The following is a 13,348-nucleotide window of genomic DNA, read 5'->3' on the forward strand; positions in this document are numbered from 1 at the left end:
TATTTTTCTATTTCAATGGTTAGATGGAACGCATGCTCTTGTTTGTTGAATATTTTGACCAACAATAGCCAATAACCAAACCTAGACCAACCACAAACAGAATTAAGGATAAATTTGACCAGATTAAAGGACTGTCTTTAGTTAACACACCAAACAGTAAACCAAAAATAGCTGGTGCTACAGATGCATTAGGTCCTTCCGAAACGGTTGGCGTCAATAAAATAGCAAATACAACTAACCAGCTTATTGCGCCAAAAGTAGTAGGTAAGCGACGCATTAAACGCCACCAACACCACAAAGCAATAAGAGCGCCAACGCCATAAGCTGTTAAAGCAATGATTTCCTCAGGAATTGCATCGAGAGAAGAAAGTAATTGATTTAAAACTCCAGCTTGATCTTCACGCACCACGTAAGCCCTCTGGTTCAACTGCATTTGGGTTAATTAACCCTTCTGGCGGCATCTGAATAAAGAAACCTTTTGTTTGTAATGAGTCTAGTACATGTAAAACATTTACACGCGCTAATTTACGTGTTGGAGCCAATTCTAAATGCATGACAAATGTTGCACGACCAAATGCTTGTAAAACAGCTTCTGGAACTTTTTCAAACGGATCGGTTTGCTCCGTATCATCAGGATAGTTTGGACGAGCAATATAAATGTACATTTCATCTTTTTTGCTCGATCTATAAATATCACAGTGCATTTCAAATCAACTCTTGAACTAAGGACAGCATACATGAAAAAAAACAACAGACACACGCAGGTTTGTTTACGCATCAGTCGTTTTTTCTTTTCTTGCGAAATATTAACCCACAACAATCATTAAGGTCGACAAATAACTTTTAATTTTCTAAAGTTTTAAATTTTCGACCTTTAATAACCTATTAATTTTACATAAAAAATCCTTTGAACTACTTTTATAAAATGAAAAAATTACATTTTGAAAACAATCAAAATTTAATTTAACTGAAGTTAATCCAGTTTAATTTATTGAAAATTATAAATTTAATTTAAATTCTGCTTTAAATTAAACCTTGGTAAGCTTTAACTTATGCATACAGGATAAGACATTATTTAACCGATTATAAATTCGGATGTGTTTCAATAACTATAGATCTATAAATAGGAGGTCTATGCTATGTCTCGTGGCGATAAATCATCTTATACAGCAAAGCAAAAGCGTCAGGCTAAACATATTGTTGAGAGTGAAGTAGATAGAGGTCATTCTCAAGAAGAAGCTGAACGTATTGCATGGTCTACCGTCAATAAACAAGATGGCGGTGGTAAGAAAAAATCACATTAAAATTACCACTAGATACTTCTTTGGTTAACTTGATGACTGATGACTAAAGAAGTATCCTATTAATAAGCTAAACAAAGACTTTAAAAGACTCTTGAGCCTTGCATATAGTCATTGCTCACCTGATTTAACGCAGTCAAAATTAAGCTGTCATCTTGAGTAAGTAAAGCCTCATTTAAATGACTCATGTAATTCATTAATGTTTCTTTTGAAGCTTGCGCAAACTCGGTAGTCACTGCTTCATCTTCATATAAGATTACATAACTACGAGCAAATCCATAAATAAGATAAGTCGCTGATTTTTGGTTTAGATCTGGAGATTGTTTTAGATACTGCTCACACGCATTTTTTAAGTTTTTAAATGCATCCGTACCAGTAGATTGATTTTTGAAAGATGAAAGTATTGTTTGGAAGTTCATATCCATATTCCACTCAAAAAGTAAAACTACAGAAGAAGTACAAGCCTGTCAAACAATATATTGATTTTTATAAATTTAGATTGTAAAAAATTATAAGAAACGCCCTAAAGTATGGGCGTCTGATAAAAAATTTAGAAACTAACTTCAATATTGACCGTTGTACCAGACTGTTCAATATTAGTTGAAACATTAAAACCTCGAGCTTTTAGCTCTTCTTCTACTTGGGTAATATGTTCAGGATGTAAGGCATCTATTGGAAATTGAAACACTGCTCGGCGTTTACCTTCTTTGGAAATTTCCTCAGTTCCAGATAAGATTTTTTCTAACAATATTGTTTGATCAATTTTTACATCTTTAGCATTTTTTCTTGCCTGTTCAGCATTAAAATTATTAGTCATGTTTATCTCTCTAGTTATTAGTAAGCTTTATTTATAGCATAAAAAATTAATTTCAATATTAACTTATTATTGATTTTAAAAACTTTTTAAGATTGCACAAATAAAATTAGAGGCCTCCTCTCCCCGAGAAGGCCTCTATATTTCTGCACCGAAACAAACTTATAGTTATATATTATTTATTTTGAAATTGTTTTTCTTGCTGCCAAGAATATACAGACCTGTATATATACGCAATTGAATTTTTCTCATGAATAAAGTTAATTTAATTCAGCATAGGTATATATAATTAAGATTAACTCATATTTATAGTAATTAAACTTTAAAAAAGTTCACTAATATAAAGCAAAGCTAAATAAAAAATTAAGCTCATAAAGCTTTGCTTATAAAAGAGTCTTATTTTTAAGTAATATTAACAAGCATTATTTGAATAAATATTAATCAATCAAACTATTTCTTAAATACACGGAGTTTATTTGAACTAAAAACACCTTTATAAATTTAAAATAAGAGACTTGCCTTCTCTTCTGTAAATAGTTCAATAAGCGGTTTGGTAAGTAATTCGTAACGCCATCCCAACATGTAATCAGGTAAATCTTGTTCGTCACCTTTAGAAAGCACATGCTGATGAATCGCATTTAACCATTTCTTACGAAGCAAAACTTCTTTTGGAATGGAGGTCTGCTCTATAGCATTAGCAATTAACGCATCCATTTTATCTAAAGTTTCTTTCGAAGTAATTTTAAAAGGTTTAGCAATTTTAGCTGGCCATTGCCCTTCTACTGGTAAGACTTTTAAAAGATCCAGAATAATCTTGCCATATTCACGGACAACATTTGGACGAATATCTCTGACTTGAGATAATTGGAAATTATTACGCGGATTCTTTTCGACTAAATCAATCATTGTCGAGTTTCTAAGAACAAAACTACGTGGCTGGTTAGTTGCTTTAACTATATGTTCTCGCCATTCACTCAAATTCTGCAACTGCATTAATTGACGACGCGAATGTCGATAATTCCCTACATCTGTATAAAGCAATGAAGTTGGTGTTTCACTAATAATTTCTTTGGTGAGACTACTGCAATCTTCAACAACATAGTCGTAAAGCCCTTTTTGCTTAAGCTGCTCCTGAATATGGGTAGCCAATTGCATAAGATATAAAACATCATTTGCAGCGTAACATAGCTGTTGAGGAGATAAAGGTCTCGCCAACCAGTCTGAACGTGTTTGATCTTTTTCAATGTCAATGTCTAAACAAAGCTTTAAAGCACCTTGATAGCTGACTTGTAAACCATGTCCGAGAAAAGAAAGTCCAACTTGAGTATCAAAAACATTTAACAGGTTTTGTTCATCGGCATAGTGGTAAATTAAATCGATATCTTCACTACATGCGTGAAAAATATTTTGTTGAGCAACAAAGATTTTTTTCCAAAACTCAGTTAAATCTAACGATACACCATCCAACAAATATACGTTTTCGTTGACATTGACCTGACATACTCCAAGTTTAGGCCAAAGGGTGTCAACCTTAATAAATTCTGTATCAAGTCCATATGTTGAACATTGATCCATTTGTTGAAGAACATCAACCAATTCGGTTTGCTGTTGGATAAACTGAAACATGCTTTCTCAAGTAAATGCAAAGAGTGCTTTAAACTCTGGTATATATAACATAGCAATAGAAAAATGCTACTGAATCTCGGATGAATAATCTATTTTTGAACAATTTCCCTAAAAAGAGATAATTTTTTGATCATTATTTTAAAGTTTTTCAATTTAACACCCTAATAAAATTTATTTTTCCAGAATCGCTTTTTAATTTATATATTCACTAAATAATTTTTAAAAATATACTTCTGTCTTTTAAAACTATTTTTAATAATAGGATTGATTTTAAAAACTTTGAAATAAGCACCGAAGTACTTATTTCATACGCATTCGGTTATGAACAGCCTGACTTAATGTATGACTATCAACATATTCAAGTTCACCACCTTGTGGTACACCCTGAGCAATACGTGTCATATGAATAGGTAAATGTTTCGTGGCTTCGACCAAATAGTGTGCTGTCGCCTGACCTTCTACTGTAGCATTAGTTGCCAAAATAACTTCTTCAATAGTACCTTGGCTTAAGCGTTGAATTAGGTAAGGAATACCTATTTCCTCTGGCCCGATCCCATCTAAAGGAGAAAGATGACCACCTAATACATGGTATTTGCCACGGAAACTACCACTTTGCTCAATTGCCATCACATCTGCCGGAGACTCAACTACACAAAGCAGTTGATCTTCTCTTTCTGTTGAGGCGCAAATGTCACAAATTTCGTGCTCTGTTAAAGAATGGCAAACACTACATTCATGAATATAACTTGATGCTTCATGTAGAGCATGCGCTAAAACAAAGGCACCTTCACGATTTTTCATCAACAGATGTAAAGCCATACGTTGGGCCGACTTCGGTCCAACGCTAGGCAAAATACGTAAAGCTTGAACGAGTTGTTCAAATCTATCACTAAACACTGAATTTCCTTAGAACATGCCTGCTAAACCAGGAGGTAAACCCATACCTGAGTTAGCTTTTTGCATTTTCTCTTCAGAAATTACTTCTGCTTGACGCACAGCGTCATTAACCGCAGCAGCAATCAAATCTTCAATCATGTCTGGTTCATCTTGAAGTAATTCTGGATTAATTTCGATACGTTTTACGATATAACGACCAGTCATTGTTACTTTAACTAAACCACCGCCAGCTTCAGCATGTACTTCAGTTTGAGCAAGCTCTTCTTTGGCCTTTTTTATATTTGATTCCATATCTTTTTGCATGCGCTGCGCTTGCTGCATGAGCATATTGATATTCATAAACCTAACTCCGTATCTCTATCAAATATGATTGATAGTCACATAACACTTCGGAACTTAAACTCTTTTATTACCCCGACCGATCATCAAGATCATTGAGGTCATTACGTTTAAATCAAAATTAATCCGCAATTCTGACACAATAAATTAATGTTTTCTATTGGTATCTATGAAACTATTTTCGTTAACTCATCCATTTAAAGTTTTCTATACAAAAGTTTTGAGACTTAGGAACCGGTTCTCTAATTTAACTGACACTACTGTGAAGCTTGAAGATTTTTATTATCGGGTTTGTATTCATTTAAAGGCATTTTTTGAAAAGAGGCATTTGCTTTTTCAATTGAATGATCGGCATCTTCAACTGATTTGTTCGCATCATTAATCAACAACACAGTTTCGCTGATTTGAGTTGGTTCATCTTTTTGGGCAAATACTCTATATCCAATTAAACCAATTGCCCCTATAGCGACTAAAAAAATTATAGGCTTAAGCATGGTTAAAACTCGCTTTGTTATTTTTATTAACTTTAGAACTTTTTTACGTTTCGATTTTAAAGTCATTTATAACAAAATGTAGTTTTTTTATTTCAATCGTTGGTTAAAAGTAAAGTGAATTTAAAGAAAAGCCATACTAAAATAAGTATGGCTCAGTCTTAAATATATAAATTATTTAGATTAAATCTAATCCGCGTGAGATATCACCAATAATATCGTTAATATCTTCTAAACCAACTGAAACACGGATTAAACCTTCTTGAATTCCTGCTGCTTGTTTGGCTTCAGCAGAAAGTTTGCCGTGTGTTGTTGTCGCAGGATGGGTAATTGTTGACTTCACATCACCTAAATTACCAGTAATTGAAATAAATTTGGTGTTATCAATCACTTTCCAAGCGCCTTCACGTTCACCTTTAACAACGAAAGAAACAATACCACCAAAACCATTTTGCTGTTTTGCTGCAAGTTCATGTCCTTCGTGAGTTGGAAGACCTGCGTAATAGACTTTCTCTACTTTTTCATGAGTAGACAACCATTCGGCAAGCTTTTGAGCACTTTCACAATGGGCTTTCATACGTAAACGTAAGGTTTCTAGACCTTTTAGGAATACCCATGCATTAAATGGACTCATAGATGGACCCAAAGTACGGACAACACCAAAGACTTCTTCTAACAACTGATGATTACCAACAACAGCACCGCCTAATGCACGCCCTTGTCCATCTAAATATTTAGTTGCCGAGTAAATGACAAGGTCTGCCCCAAATTTTAATGGTTGCTGTAAAACAGGTGTACAGAAACTGTTATCAACCGCAAGTAATGCACCATTCGCATGCGCAATATCTGCAAGTGCTTGAATATCTGCAATCTCAGCTAAAGGATTCGATGGTGACTCAACAAATAAAAGTTTAGTTTCTGGACGTACCGCGTTTTTCCAATCGTCCAAATCACATAAATCGACAAATGTAATATCTACACCAAACTTAGCAATATATTTTTCAAACAAAGCGACAACTGAACCAAAAACTGCTCTTGAGCAAATAACATGATCACCCGCTTTTAAATATGCCATAGCAACTGACAAAATCGCGCCCATTCCAGAACTTGTCGCAACAGCACGTTCAGCACCGTCTAAAGCTGCTAAGCGTTTTTCGAACATCGATACAGTCGGATTGGTAAAACGAGAATAGATATTTCCTTGAACTTGACCAGAAAATTTTGCAGCCGCTTCAGCAGCATTTTCATATACAAAAGATGAAGTCAAAAAAATCGGTTCACCATGCTCACCTTCAAAACTACGAGTATGTCCGGTACGAATGGCTAAAGTATCAAGTTGGTATTCTAAATCATCAGACTGGTTCATTAAATGTTCGCCTTTACTGGTCATGTACTAAAAACTATCATCATTTTGAGTGCCTAGGGTATTTAAGGTCAAGGTAAACCTGAAAATTATCGCTTAGACTTCAATCAATCTTTAGTATAGTTGGTAAAGCAAGATGAAACGCTTAAAGTCCCTTGTCTCTGAACAAAGTCAAATCAAGCACCTCTCTACCCGACTATTCCACCCCAAAACACTGGTGTTGTCTCAAAGCACGCATTACGAAGTTATTGGTCAATTTAATGAAACTCGCATTCGTTACTATGCGGCTGCTCAAAAGCGCTTTAAAGAACCTTTAGTTTTTGTTGCACCTTTAGCGATTAATATGGCGATCTATGATTTATATCCTTATCGTTCTCTTATTAAACATTTCCAAAATGCAGGTTTCGACGTATACCTTGTCGATTGGGGACGTTTAGGATTTAAAGATAGACATCTAAACTTTTTATCATTTATTGAAGATTTTATTCCTAAAGCCATCGAGGTAATACGAACGCATTCAGGTAGCAATCAAATTTCACTACATGGATGGAGTATGGCAGGCATATTCGTTACTTTATATACGGCGCATAACCAACCTAATTATGTCAAAAACCTTATAGTGTTAGGCAGCCCTATCAATAGTTATGCATCTGGTTATATTGGAAAACTCTACAGAACCATAAATAATGCTATTGGTCATAATAAAAAACTTCAGCAACGTATTTATTCTGGTTTACCAAAGCGGTTGATTCATACTCCAGGTATTTTAAATTCTTTGGGATTTAAAATTCTTGACCCTAAAGGCTGGTTCGACGGTTATATTCAATTACTCAAAAATCTTCATGACCTTCAATTTGTACAAGAGCACGCTACATTAAGTAGTTTTTTAAACAATATGATTGATTATCCTGGTGGTATTAATCAGGACATGTTGTTCAACGTATGGCTACAAAATCCATTGAATCAAGGCTCTATTCAATTAAAAGATAAAAAAATTGAATTAAAAAATATTGATTGTTCTCTTTTAGTCGGTGCAGGTCGTAGCGATCAATTGGTCACAGCAGATGCTGCTCAGCCATTAAGCCAATTAACCAGTAGCCAAGATGTGACCTTTACTCTTATTCCCGGAGGTCATTTAGGACTGATGTCTAGCCAAGCAAGTGCACAAGAATTTTGGCCTAAACTGGCAGATTGGTTGACGGAACGTTCGACTATAATTTAAAAAACAACTACGAAAAAGCCCTGATATAAAGGGCTTTTTCACTTTTTATAAACCATAACTGTATATTTGATCAGTTTCTAAGATTTCTAATATTAGAAACTTGAACATACAACCGAGCTAAAAAGATATCTTTTTAAATACAAAATACCCTACCTTACTTTCGAAACTCCCGTCTTTTTGAAGGTTGAAATATTTTCTGACGATATCTGATGCATTTTCTTGTAGATATTTAAGCGTTTTTATCTGATCTTCAGGTGTTTTCATACGCTGTACCCAACTATCGAAATCTAGCATGAGTGATTGTTTGTCTAAAGCAGTTAACTCAAAGCCAGCGTCCTCAATGAAGTAAACCCATTCTTTAATACTGTAGTTTCTTACATGACTCGGGTCTCGAATCACTTCTATAGTTTGCAAAAAGGTATCTAATATGGGAAAACTTGAGCTAATAATATCAACAAAAATAACGGTACCATTAGGTTTTATAACCCGGTTTATTTCTTTCATGGCCGTTGGTACATGTTGCCAGTGATGAGCAGAATATCGACTAATGACTACATCAAACTGCTCATCTGTAAAAGGCATATCTTCAGCTATACCTTGTTGTACAAAGATATTCTTTATTTTTCGGTCATTGGCAGCTTTTGAAACAGTATCGAGCATTTCATGAGATAAATCATAAGCAAAAACCAGATCAGCATGATGAGCAACGTTATAAGCCACATGACCACCACCACAACCTAAATCTAAAACAACCGCATTTGGGTATTTCTCAATTTCTTTGATAAATTTATCAAATTCGACCCCTTCAGAATGAGCGGTGCTATTCAAATAACTTAAAGATTTATTGTGGTACTGCTTTAAATTAATCTCATGTTGATTCAACATGGCTTATTCCTCTTTTTCGATAAACTAAACATAGAAGAAAAAGCTGATAAAAAATAATGATTAGTTTTTAAATAATTAATAACTTAAAGTTATTAATAGGTCGTAAAATTCACTATAAAGACAAAGAAACCACCTGCCGGTGGTTTCTTGAAGTAAAGAACAAGTTCATATTGAAAAATTTACTTAGATATAAATTTTATATTGAATTTTCTAGCTTGTTTTCGAACCTCAGGATTAGAAGGTAAATTAAATGGACTTGAACGCCATATAGCTTTTTCAATACTTGATTTAAACTTTGGGTCTTCTTTATCAAGAAAAATAATTTGCTCAATTTGACCTGTGTCAGTTAAAAAAACTTTAACACTAGCACTCATACCAGATGAAGATGATGGGACATCCCAAGTTCGAAAGATTTTTTTCTGATATTGTTGCTTATATTTTTCAGCTTCTAATATCGTTTTATCATCATTACTTTTTGGTGATGATAATGACTTAGTATTAATTGCGCACCCGCATAATAAAAATATAGAAGTAAAAATAATGATACTTTTCATTTATAAAACCAATTTTTTCAATGATTAAAATTTAACATTTTATCTTTTTAAAAACCACCAAACTGGTGGTTTTATACTTAGCAGCTTTTACTAAATAGTAATGCTAGTAAATTTAATATTTCAGCTAATTGACCAGTTTATTTAGTTTAACTATTCAATTTCAAATTTTGTTCACTTATTAAAATGCTACCTCATAACGTGAATTGATATTTGAATGTTCAGGCATGTTAGCAATATCTTGCTCAGTAAAAATTCCATGCTCAGGTACTTTCGTTCCATTAAATGCGGTATTCACCGGAGTAATTGGTGACTTGCTAACATAATTTTCATCAGCTTTATGGGTGAGTGATGCACAACCATTCAGCGTCAGTACCACGGCAAAAGCGAATAACAATTTTTCCATACAGCCTACCCATTGTTGTAAAAAACAAAACAATCTATCAAATTAAACAAAAATTGTCACATATTTAAAACGATCATACTTTGATCGAATTTTAACAAATCTTAATAAAATGCAAACCAATTTGCATAAAATGTTAAATTGTGTAAAATACCTAAATAATTTAACGATATGCTTTAACTTATGGCTTTTCTACTTTTTTTATTTTTATTATTTACATTCGTGCTTCTTTTAAATGCTCACTATAAATAAGTGGAGTATTTAGCTGTAAGCTATTATTTTGATGCATATTTTATTAGTTTAAAAACAAGAATATTTTCTTCTCAGTAAGCCAACTTTTCAGTTTAAATTTATACAAAGAATAAAAAGCCCGCTTTGTAAGCAGGCTCTACCCTTTTGATTTTTTGCGCTGATCATTCAGGACTTTTGCTGTTTGTGACAGCGATCGGATATTACACTTATACTTAAATATTAAAAAGAATAATATTATTTAAATTGATGTTTTTACTCATCAAGTTCTATCGGATCACCGTCTTCAGGACGAATATGTCTTGTTCCTTCATCGGCAGGATCAACACTAGATCCATCCTTAGTGATCGAGTTATACATTTCATCCTCTTTTTTATCGTCTATAAATTCTTCATCTTCAAAATCAAGAGGCTCTTCATCATCTTCAAAGTTTAAAGGCTTTTCTTCATCTATCATGTGATTCATCCTTTTTAAGTTATGTCATCTCATGCTCAATTAAATACCGGATATATTCAACAGTGAACACACATCATTTATGTAACGAACACTTAAGAAATATTAAAAGATATAAAACTAAAAAGATGTTATTCGAAGTACTTTAAGAATTCCTCAATAACACGCAAACATTCAAAACTTTCATGAGCGTTCGCTAACCTCCCCATTCATGTTTTGACTTTATACAAAAAGCTTTCTTCGACCAAAGTCCCGCATTCACTCCCGTACCCGTTTGTTTTCGCCATAAACTGCAATGACAGTAATAAATAGTTTTCATTTAAAGAAATATAGAAATTTTCTTGATTACATAAACAAGAACCGATGTTACTCATATAGCGTATTTAATTCATCACTATGAAATTTTAATAATCGTTTTAAATATTTATTATGTATATATTTTTATTATTTAAAATAAAATATAACCAATTGATTTAATTTAAATTTTAAAAAAGATATTGATATGTAAAGCTTTTTTGTATTATAAGATAAAACATGATTTTTAATAACACTTGAGTAATTAATAGTCATTGAAATATTGGGAATAAACCTTATATTGAGTACAGGTTCATACCTTAACTGAGGAAAAGCTCATGAATAAATTATTGGTTGCAGTATTCACTGGAATGGTATCTCTTGCCGGCTTCAGTGCTCAAGCTGCAACACCTGAGCAAGAATGTCAAAAATTGCAAGATGATTACAATTTGATTTATGCATCAAAAGGCTTTTGCTTTAAAGACCAAGATGCTAAAGAAAAATATGGTAATGAAAACTGTCATACGACTAAGCCAAAATTCTCTGATAAAGAGCAGCAACGTCTAGACGCAATTAAAGAACGTCAAAAAGAATTGAAGTGTAAATAGTACTTAAAGGAATAATTCATGGCATATGATGATCAAAATATCTTCGCAAAAATTTTACGTGGTGAACTTCCAGCGATAAAACTCTATGAAGATGATCAAGTTCTAGCTTTTATGGATATTATGCCCCAAGCCGATGGTCATGCATTAGTTATTCCAAAAACTCCTGCAGTAACTTTACTTGATTTACCCCCTGAGGCAGCAGCTTACACCATCCAGATTGTGCAAAAGATTGCGAAAGCAATGGAAACAGCACTAAACCTAGATGGTATTGTTCTCATGCAATTATCTGGCGCCGCTGCTGGACAAACTGTCCCTCACGTTCACTTTCACCTAATTCCAACAAATGTTCACCAGCTTGGTAAACATGCTGCGCAATTAGGAGATCAAGATAAAATCAAGGCTTTAGCCGAAAAAATTAAAGCAGCTCTTTGATTTAAAGAGTTAAAAGCGGAGCTTAGGCTCCGCTTTTTTTATTTAAAAAGTGTAATAAAATCAAAATAAAATAAAGTATTTCTAATTCTTATTTGTCATAAAACTGTCATTTCTTCTTCACTCCACTGTCACAAAGTTTACAGATACTTCTTAGCAAGTTGGTGAGCTTCTGTAACTTTTTGTACATAAGCCAACTACAAAATAAAAGTTAGCTAGGCATACGCCATTTAAAAATACCTTTTGGAGAAATCTCAATGAAGAAATTGCTTCTCGCTGCCGCAGTTGCAACTCTAAGCGTAAACGCGGTGCAAGCAGCGCCAACTTTGTACGGTAAACTCAATGTTACCATTGACCAAGTTGACAACAAAAATTTCGATGGTAAAAGTGACGTTACCGAAGTTAACTCTAACGCGTCTCGTATTGGGGTAAAAGGCGAAGAGAAATTGACTGATAACTTATCAGCAGTTTATTTAGCTGAATGGCAAATTAATGCTGATGGTGATGGTACAGATCTTGGTCAACGTAACCGTTATATCGGTATCAAATCAAATAATGTTGGTACATTGAAAGTTGGTAAATTTGACTCTTACTTCAAAAATGCCGCTGGTAACTACCAAGACATCTATAACGACCACACTATTTTAGATATTACCAACACAATGTATGGTGAAGAACGTCTAAATAACGTTATTGGTTTTGAATCTGATCCTAAACTTCTTGCTGGCGTAACATTCAACGTGATGTTCCAACAAGGTGAAACGCCTGCTGATCCAACTCCAGGCGCATCTGGTAACGATGACAAACGTAATGGTTTTGGTGACTCAGTTTCAGGCTCTCTCGGCTACGAAAATAAAGACATTGGTTTAGCATTGGCTGCTGCTGCTAACTACAGCGTACAAGGTAAATACAATGCTTATGGCCTTAGCAATATCTTCTCTGATGCTTACCGTGTAACTGGTTCTTACGATTTTAGCAAGCTTGGTGCAACTGGTCTTGTGTTGGGTGGTTTATGGCAACATGCTGAACCAACTGATGAGTTGACTAAATATAAAGGCTTACAAGAAGATGCATGGGTTGGTGCTATAACTTACAAAATTGGTGAAACACCTTTTGTTGTAAAAGGACAATACCAATCATCTAAAGCTTCTGTAGATGGTCAACAAGATCGTAAAATTGATCAATACGGCGTAGGCTTAGACTACAAAATCAATAAACAAGCACGTTTCTACGGTATTGTTGCTCAACAAAAACGTGACTGGCTTGCTCAAGACGACAAACGTACTGTTGTAGGTGCTGGTATGGAATATAACTTCTAAGTTATTAACCATCCTTCATAAAGTAAAAGGGCGCAAGCCCTTTTATTTTTTAGTACATACTAAAAAAGCCGATATAAAAATGATCGGCTTTTTTTAAAGTATAT

At 33.8% G+C, this 13,348-nt stretch carries 18 protein-coding genes; 5 read left to right on the forward strand and 13 right to left on the reverse strand.

Going from position 1 to position 13,348, the window contains the following annotated elements; genetic code table 11:
• Window positions 1-19: 19 nt before the first annotated feature.
• Entirely contained in the window at window positions 20-406 is a 387-nt protein-coding gene (locus tag AC056_RS14095) for a hypothetical protein (protein WP_019459071.1), read from the reverse strand.
• Window positions 399-704 (reverse strand): YcgL domain-containing protein, encoded by a 306-nt coding sequence (locus AC056_RS14100; protein ID WP_004701812.1) that lies wholly within the window; start codon window positions 702-704, stop codon window positions 399-401. The genes AC056_RS14095 and AC056_RS14100 overlap by 8 nt, the downstream gene beginning before the upstream one ends.
• A gap of 435 nt (window positions 705-1,139) precedes the next feature.
• Here AC056_RS14100 and AC056_RS14105 point away from each other — a divergent pair, with 435 nt between their 5' ends.
• Window positions 1,140-1,304, forward strand: a complete 165-nt coding sequence (locus AC056_RS14105) for a hypothetical protein (RefSeq protein WP_000086293.1) — start codon at window positions 1,140-1,142, stop codon at window positions 1,302-1,304.
• Window positions 1,305-1,384: 80 nt separating this feature from the next.
• On the opposite strand, the gene AC056_RS14110 is transcribed toward AC056_RS14105, so the two are convergent.
• From AC056_RS14110 to AC056_RS14140, 7 genes are all read right to left on the reverse strand, one after another.
• On the reverse strand, window positions 1,385-1,720 hold the full coding sequence (locus AC056_RS14110) for a hypothetical protein (protein ID WP_077164233.1): 336 nt from the start codon (window positions 1,718-1,720) through the stop codon (window positions 1,385-1,387).
• 131 nt (window positions 1,721-1,851) lie between these two features.
• Window positions 1,852-2,118, reverse strand: a complete 267-nt coding sequence (locus AC056_RS14115; protein WP_004701816.1) for a hypothetical protein — start codon at window positions 2,116-2,118, stop codon at window positions 1,852-1,854.
• 498 nt (window positions 2,119-2,616) lie between these two features.
• Complete coding sequence (locus AC056_RS14120) at window positions 2,617-3,741, reverse strand: ribonuclease D (RefSeq protein ID WP_077163973.1); 1,125 nt, start codon at window positions 3,739-3,741, stop codon at window positions 2,617-2,619.
• A 300-nt stretch (window positions 3,742-4,041) separates the two neighbouring features.
• Complete coding sequence (recR, locus tag AC056_RS14125; RefSeq protein WP_077163974.1) at window positions 4,042-4,638, reverse strand: recombination mediator RecR; 597 nt, start codon at window positions 4,636-4,638, stop codon at window positions 4,042-4,044.
• A gap of 9 nt (window positions 4,639-4,647) precedes the next feature.
• Window positions 4,648-4,977, reverse strand: a complete 330-nt coding sequence (locus tag AC056_RS14130; RefSeq protein WP_002113538.1) for a YbaB/EbfC family nucleoid-associated protein — start codon at window positions 4,975-4,977, stop codon at window positions 4,648-4,650.
• Window positions 4,978-5,234: 257 nt separating this feature from the next.
• Window positions 5,235-5,471 (reverse strand): hypothetical protein, encoded by a 237-nt coding sequence (locus tag AC056_RS14135; protein ID WP_004701821.1) that lies wholly within the window; start codon window positions 5,469-5,471, stop codon window positions 5,235-5,237.
• Window positions 5,472-5,646: 175 nt separating this feature from the next.
• Window positions 5,647-6,834, reverse strand: coding sequence for an O-succinylhomoserine sulfhydrylase (locus AC056_RS14140; protein ID WP_174742014.1), 1,188 nt, complete (start codon window positions 6,832-6,834; stop codon window positions 5,647-5,649).
• Window positions 6,835-6,967: 133 nt separating this feature from the next.
• Between AC056_RS14140 and AC056_RS14145 the strand changes: the two genes are divergently transcribed.
• Window positions 6,968-8,053 carry an alpha/beta fold hydrolase gene (locus AC056_RS14145; RefSeq protein WP_077163976.1) on the forward strand — a complete coding sequence of 362 codons (1,086 nt, stop codon included), beginning with the start codon at window positions 6,968-6,970 and terminating at the stop codon, window positions 8,051-8,053.
• A gap of 117 nt (window positions 8,054-8,170) precedes the next feature.
• Here AC056_RS14145 and AC056_RS14150 read toward each other — a convergent pair whose 3' ends face one another.
• The 4 genes from AC056_RS14150 to AC056_RS14170 form a co-directional block, all read right to left on the reverse strand.
• A complete protein-coding gene (locus tag AC056_RS14150) occupies window positions 8,171-8,938 on the reverse strand; it encodes a class I SAM-dependent methyltransferase (RefSeq protein WP_077163977.1) in 768 nt (255 codons plus the stop codon).
• A 179-nt stretch (window positions 8,939-9,117) separates the two neighbouring features.
• The gene (locus tag AC056_RS14160; RefSeq protein ID WP_049066565.1) at window positions 9,118-9,492 is read right to left on the reverse strand and encodes a cell envelope integrity protein TolA; all 375 of its coding nucleotides are present in this window, start codon (window positions 9,490-9,492) and stop codon (window positions 9,118-9,120) included.
• Between the two features lie 178 nt (window positions 9,493-9,670).
• Window positions 9,671-9,895, reverse strand: coding sequence for a hypothetical protein (locus tag AC056_RS14165; RefSeq protein ID WP_004701835.1), 225 nt, complete (start codon window positions 9,893-9,895; stop codon window positions 9,671-9,673).
• 501 nt (window positions 9,896-10,396) lie between these two features.
• Window positions 10,397-10,597, reverse strand: coding sequence for a hypothetical protein (locus tag AC056_RS14170; protein WP_077163978.1), 201 nt, complete (start codon window positions 10,595-10,597; stop codon window positions 10,397-10,399).
• 629 nt (window positions 10,598-11,226) lie between these two features.
• Between AC056_RS14170 and AC056_RS14175 the strand changes: the two genes are divergently transcribed.
• From AC056_RS14175 to AC056_RS14185, 3 genes are all read left to right on the forward strand, one after another.
• Complete coding sequence (locus AC056_RS14175; protein WP_004701840.1) at window positions 11,227-11,496, forward strand: YARHG domain-containing protein; 270 nt, start codon at window positions 11,227-11,229, stop codon at window positions 11,494-11,496.
• 18 nt (window positions 11,497-11,514) lie between these two features.
• Window positions 11,515-11,928 carry an HIT family protein gene (locus AC056_RS14180; RefSeq protein WP_000312749.1) on the forward strand — a complete coding sequence of 138 codons (414 nt, stop codon included), beginning with the start codon at window positions 11,515-11,517 and terminating at the stop codon, window positions 11,926-11,928.
• Window positions 11,929-12,182: 254 nt separating this feature from the next.
• Window positions 12,183-13,244, forward strand: a complete 1,062-nt coding sequence (locus AC056_RS14185) for a porin (RefSeq protein ID WP_004701846.1) — start codon at window positions 12,183-12,185, stop codon at window positions 13,242-13,244.
• Window positions 13,245-13,348 lie beyond the last annotated feature (104 nt).

This window comes from Acinetobacter genomosp. 33YU (assembly GCF_001990725.1).
In the GTDB taxonomy this organism is placed as follows: domain Bacteria; phylum Pseudomonadota; class Gammaproteobacteria; order Pseudomonadales; family Moraxellaceae; genus Acinetobacter; species Acinetobacter seifertii.

What these genes read in the sequence shown, in the direction of transcription:
- AC056_RS14100 (WP_004701812.1), bottom strand. Translation starts at nt 704, where the DNA reads ATGCACTGTGATATTTATAGATCGAGCAAAAAAGATGAAATGTACATT.
- AC056_RS14105 (WP_000086293.1), top strand. Translation starts at nt 1,140, where the DNA reads ATGTCTCGTGGCGATAAATCATCTTATACAGCAAAGCAAAAGCGTCAG.
- AC056_RS14110 (WP_077164233.1), bottom strand. Translation starts at nt 1,720, where the DNA reads ATGAACTTCCAAACAATACTTTCATCTTTCAAAAATCAATCTACTGGT.
- AC056_RS14115 (WP_004701816.1), bottom strand. Translation starts at nt 2,118, where the DNA reads ATGACTAATAATTTTAATGCTGAACAGGCAAGAAAAAATGCTAAAGAT.
- AC056_RS14120 (WP_077163973.1), bottom strand. Translation starts at nt 3,741, where the DNA reads ATGTTTCAGTTTATCCAACAGCAAACCGAATTGGTTGATGTTCTTCAA.
- AC056_RS14130 (WP_002113538.1), bottom strand. Translation starts at nt 4,977, where the DNA reads ATGAATATCAATATGCTCATGCAGCAAGCGCAGCGCATGCAAAAAGAT.
- AC056_RS14135 (WP_004701821.1), bottom strand. Translation starts at nt 5,471, where the DNA reads ATGCTTAAGCCTATAATTTTTTTAGTCGCTATAGGGGCAATTGGTTTA.
- AC056_RS14140 (WP_174742014.1), bottom strand. Translation starts at nt 6,834, where the DNA reads ATGAACCAGTCTGATGATTTAGAATACCAACTTGATACTTTAGCCATT.
- AC056_RS14145 (WP_077163976.1), top strand. Translation starts at nt 6,968, where the DNA reads ATGAAACGCTTAAAGTCCCTTGTCTCTGAACAAAGTCAAATCAAGCAC.
- AC056_RS14150 (WP_077163977.1), bottom strand. Translation starts at nt 8,938, where the DNA reads ATGTTGAATCAACATGAGATTAATTTAAAGCAGTACCACAATAAATCT.
- AC056_RS14160 (WP_049066565.1), bottom strand. Translation starts at nt 9,492, where the DNA reads ATGAAAAGTATCATTATTTTTACTTCTATATTTTTATTATGCGGGTGC.
- AC056_RS14165 (WP_004701835.1), bottom strand. Translation starts at nt 9,895, where the DNA reads ATGGAAAAATTGTTATTCGCTTTTGCCGTGGTACTGACGCTGAATGGT.
- AC056_RS14170 (WP_077163978.1), bottom strand. Translation starts at nt 10,597, where the DNA reads ATGATAGATGAAGAAAAGCCTTTAAACTTTGAAGATGATGAAGAGCCT.
- AC056_RS14175 (WP_004701840.1), top strand. Translation starts at nt 11,227, where the DNA reads ATGAATAAATTATTGGTTGCAGTATTCACTGGAATGGTATCTCTTGCC.
- AC056_RS14180 (WP_000312749.1), top strand. Translation starts at nt 11,515, where the DNA reads ATGGCATATGATGATCAAAATATCTTCGCAAAAATTTTACGTGGTGAA.
- AC056_RS14185 (WP_004701846.1), top strand. Translation starts at nt 12,183, where the DNA reads ATGAAGAAATTGCTTCTCGCTGCCGCAGTTGCAACTCTAAGCGTAAAC.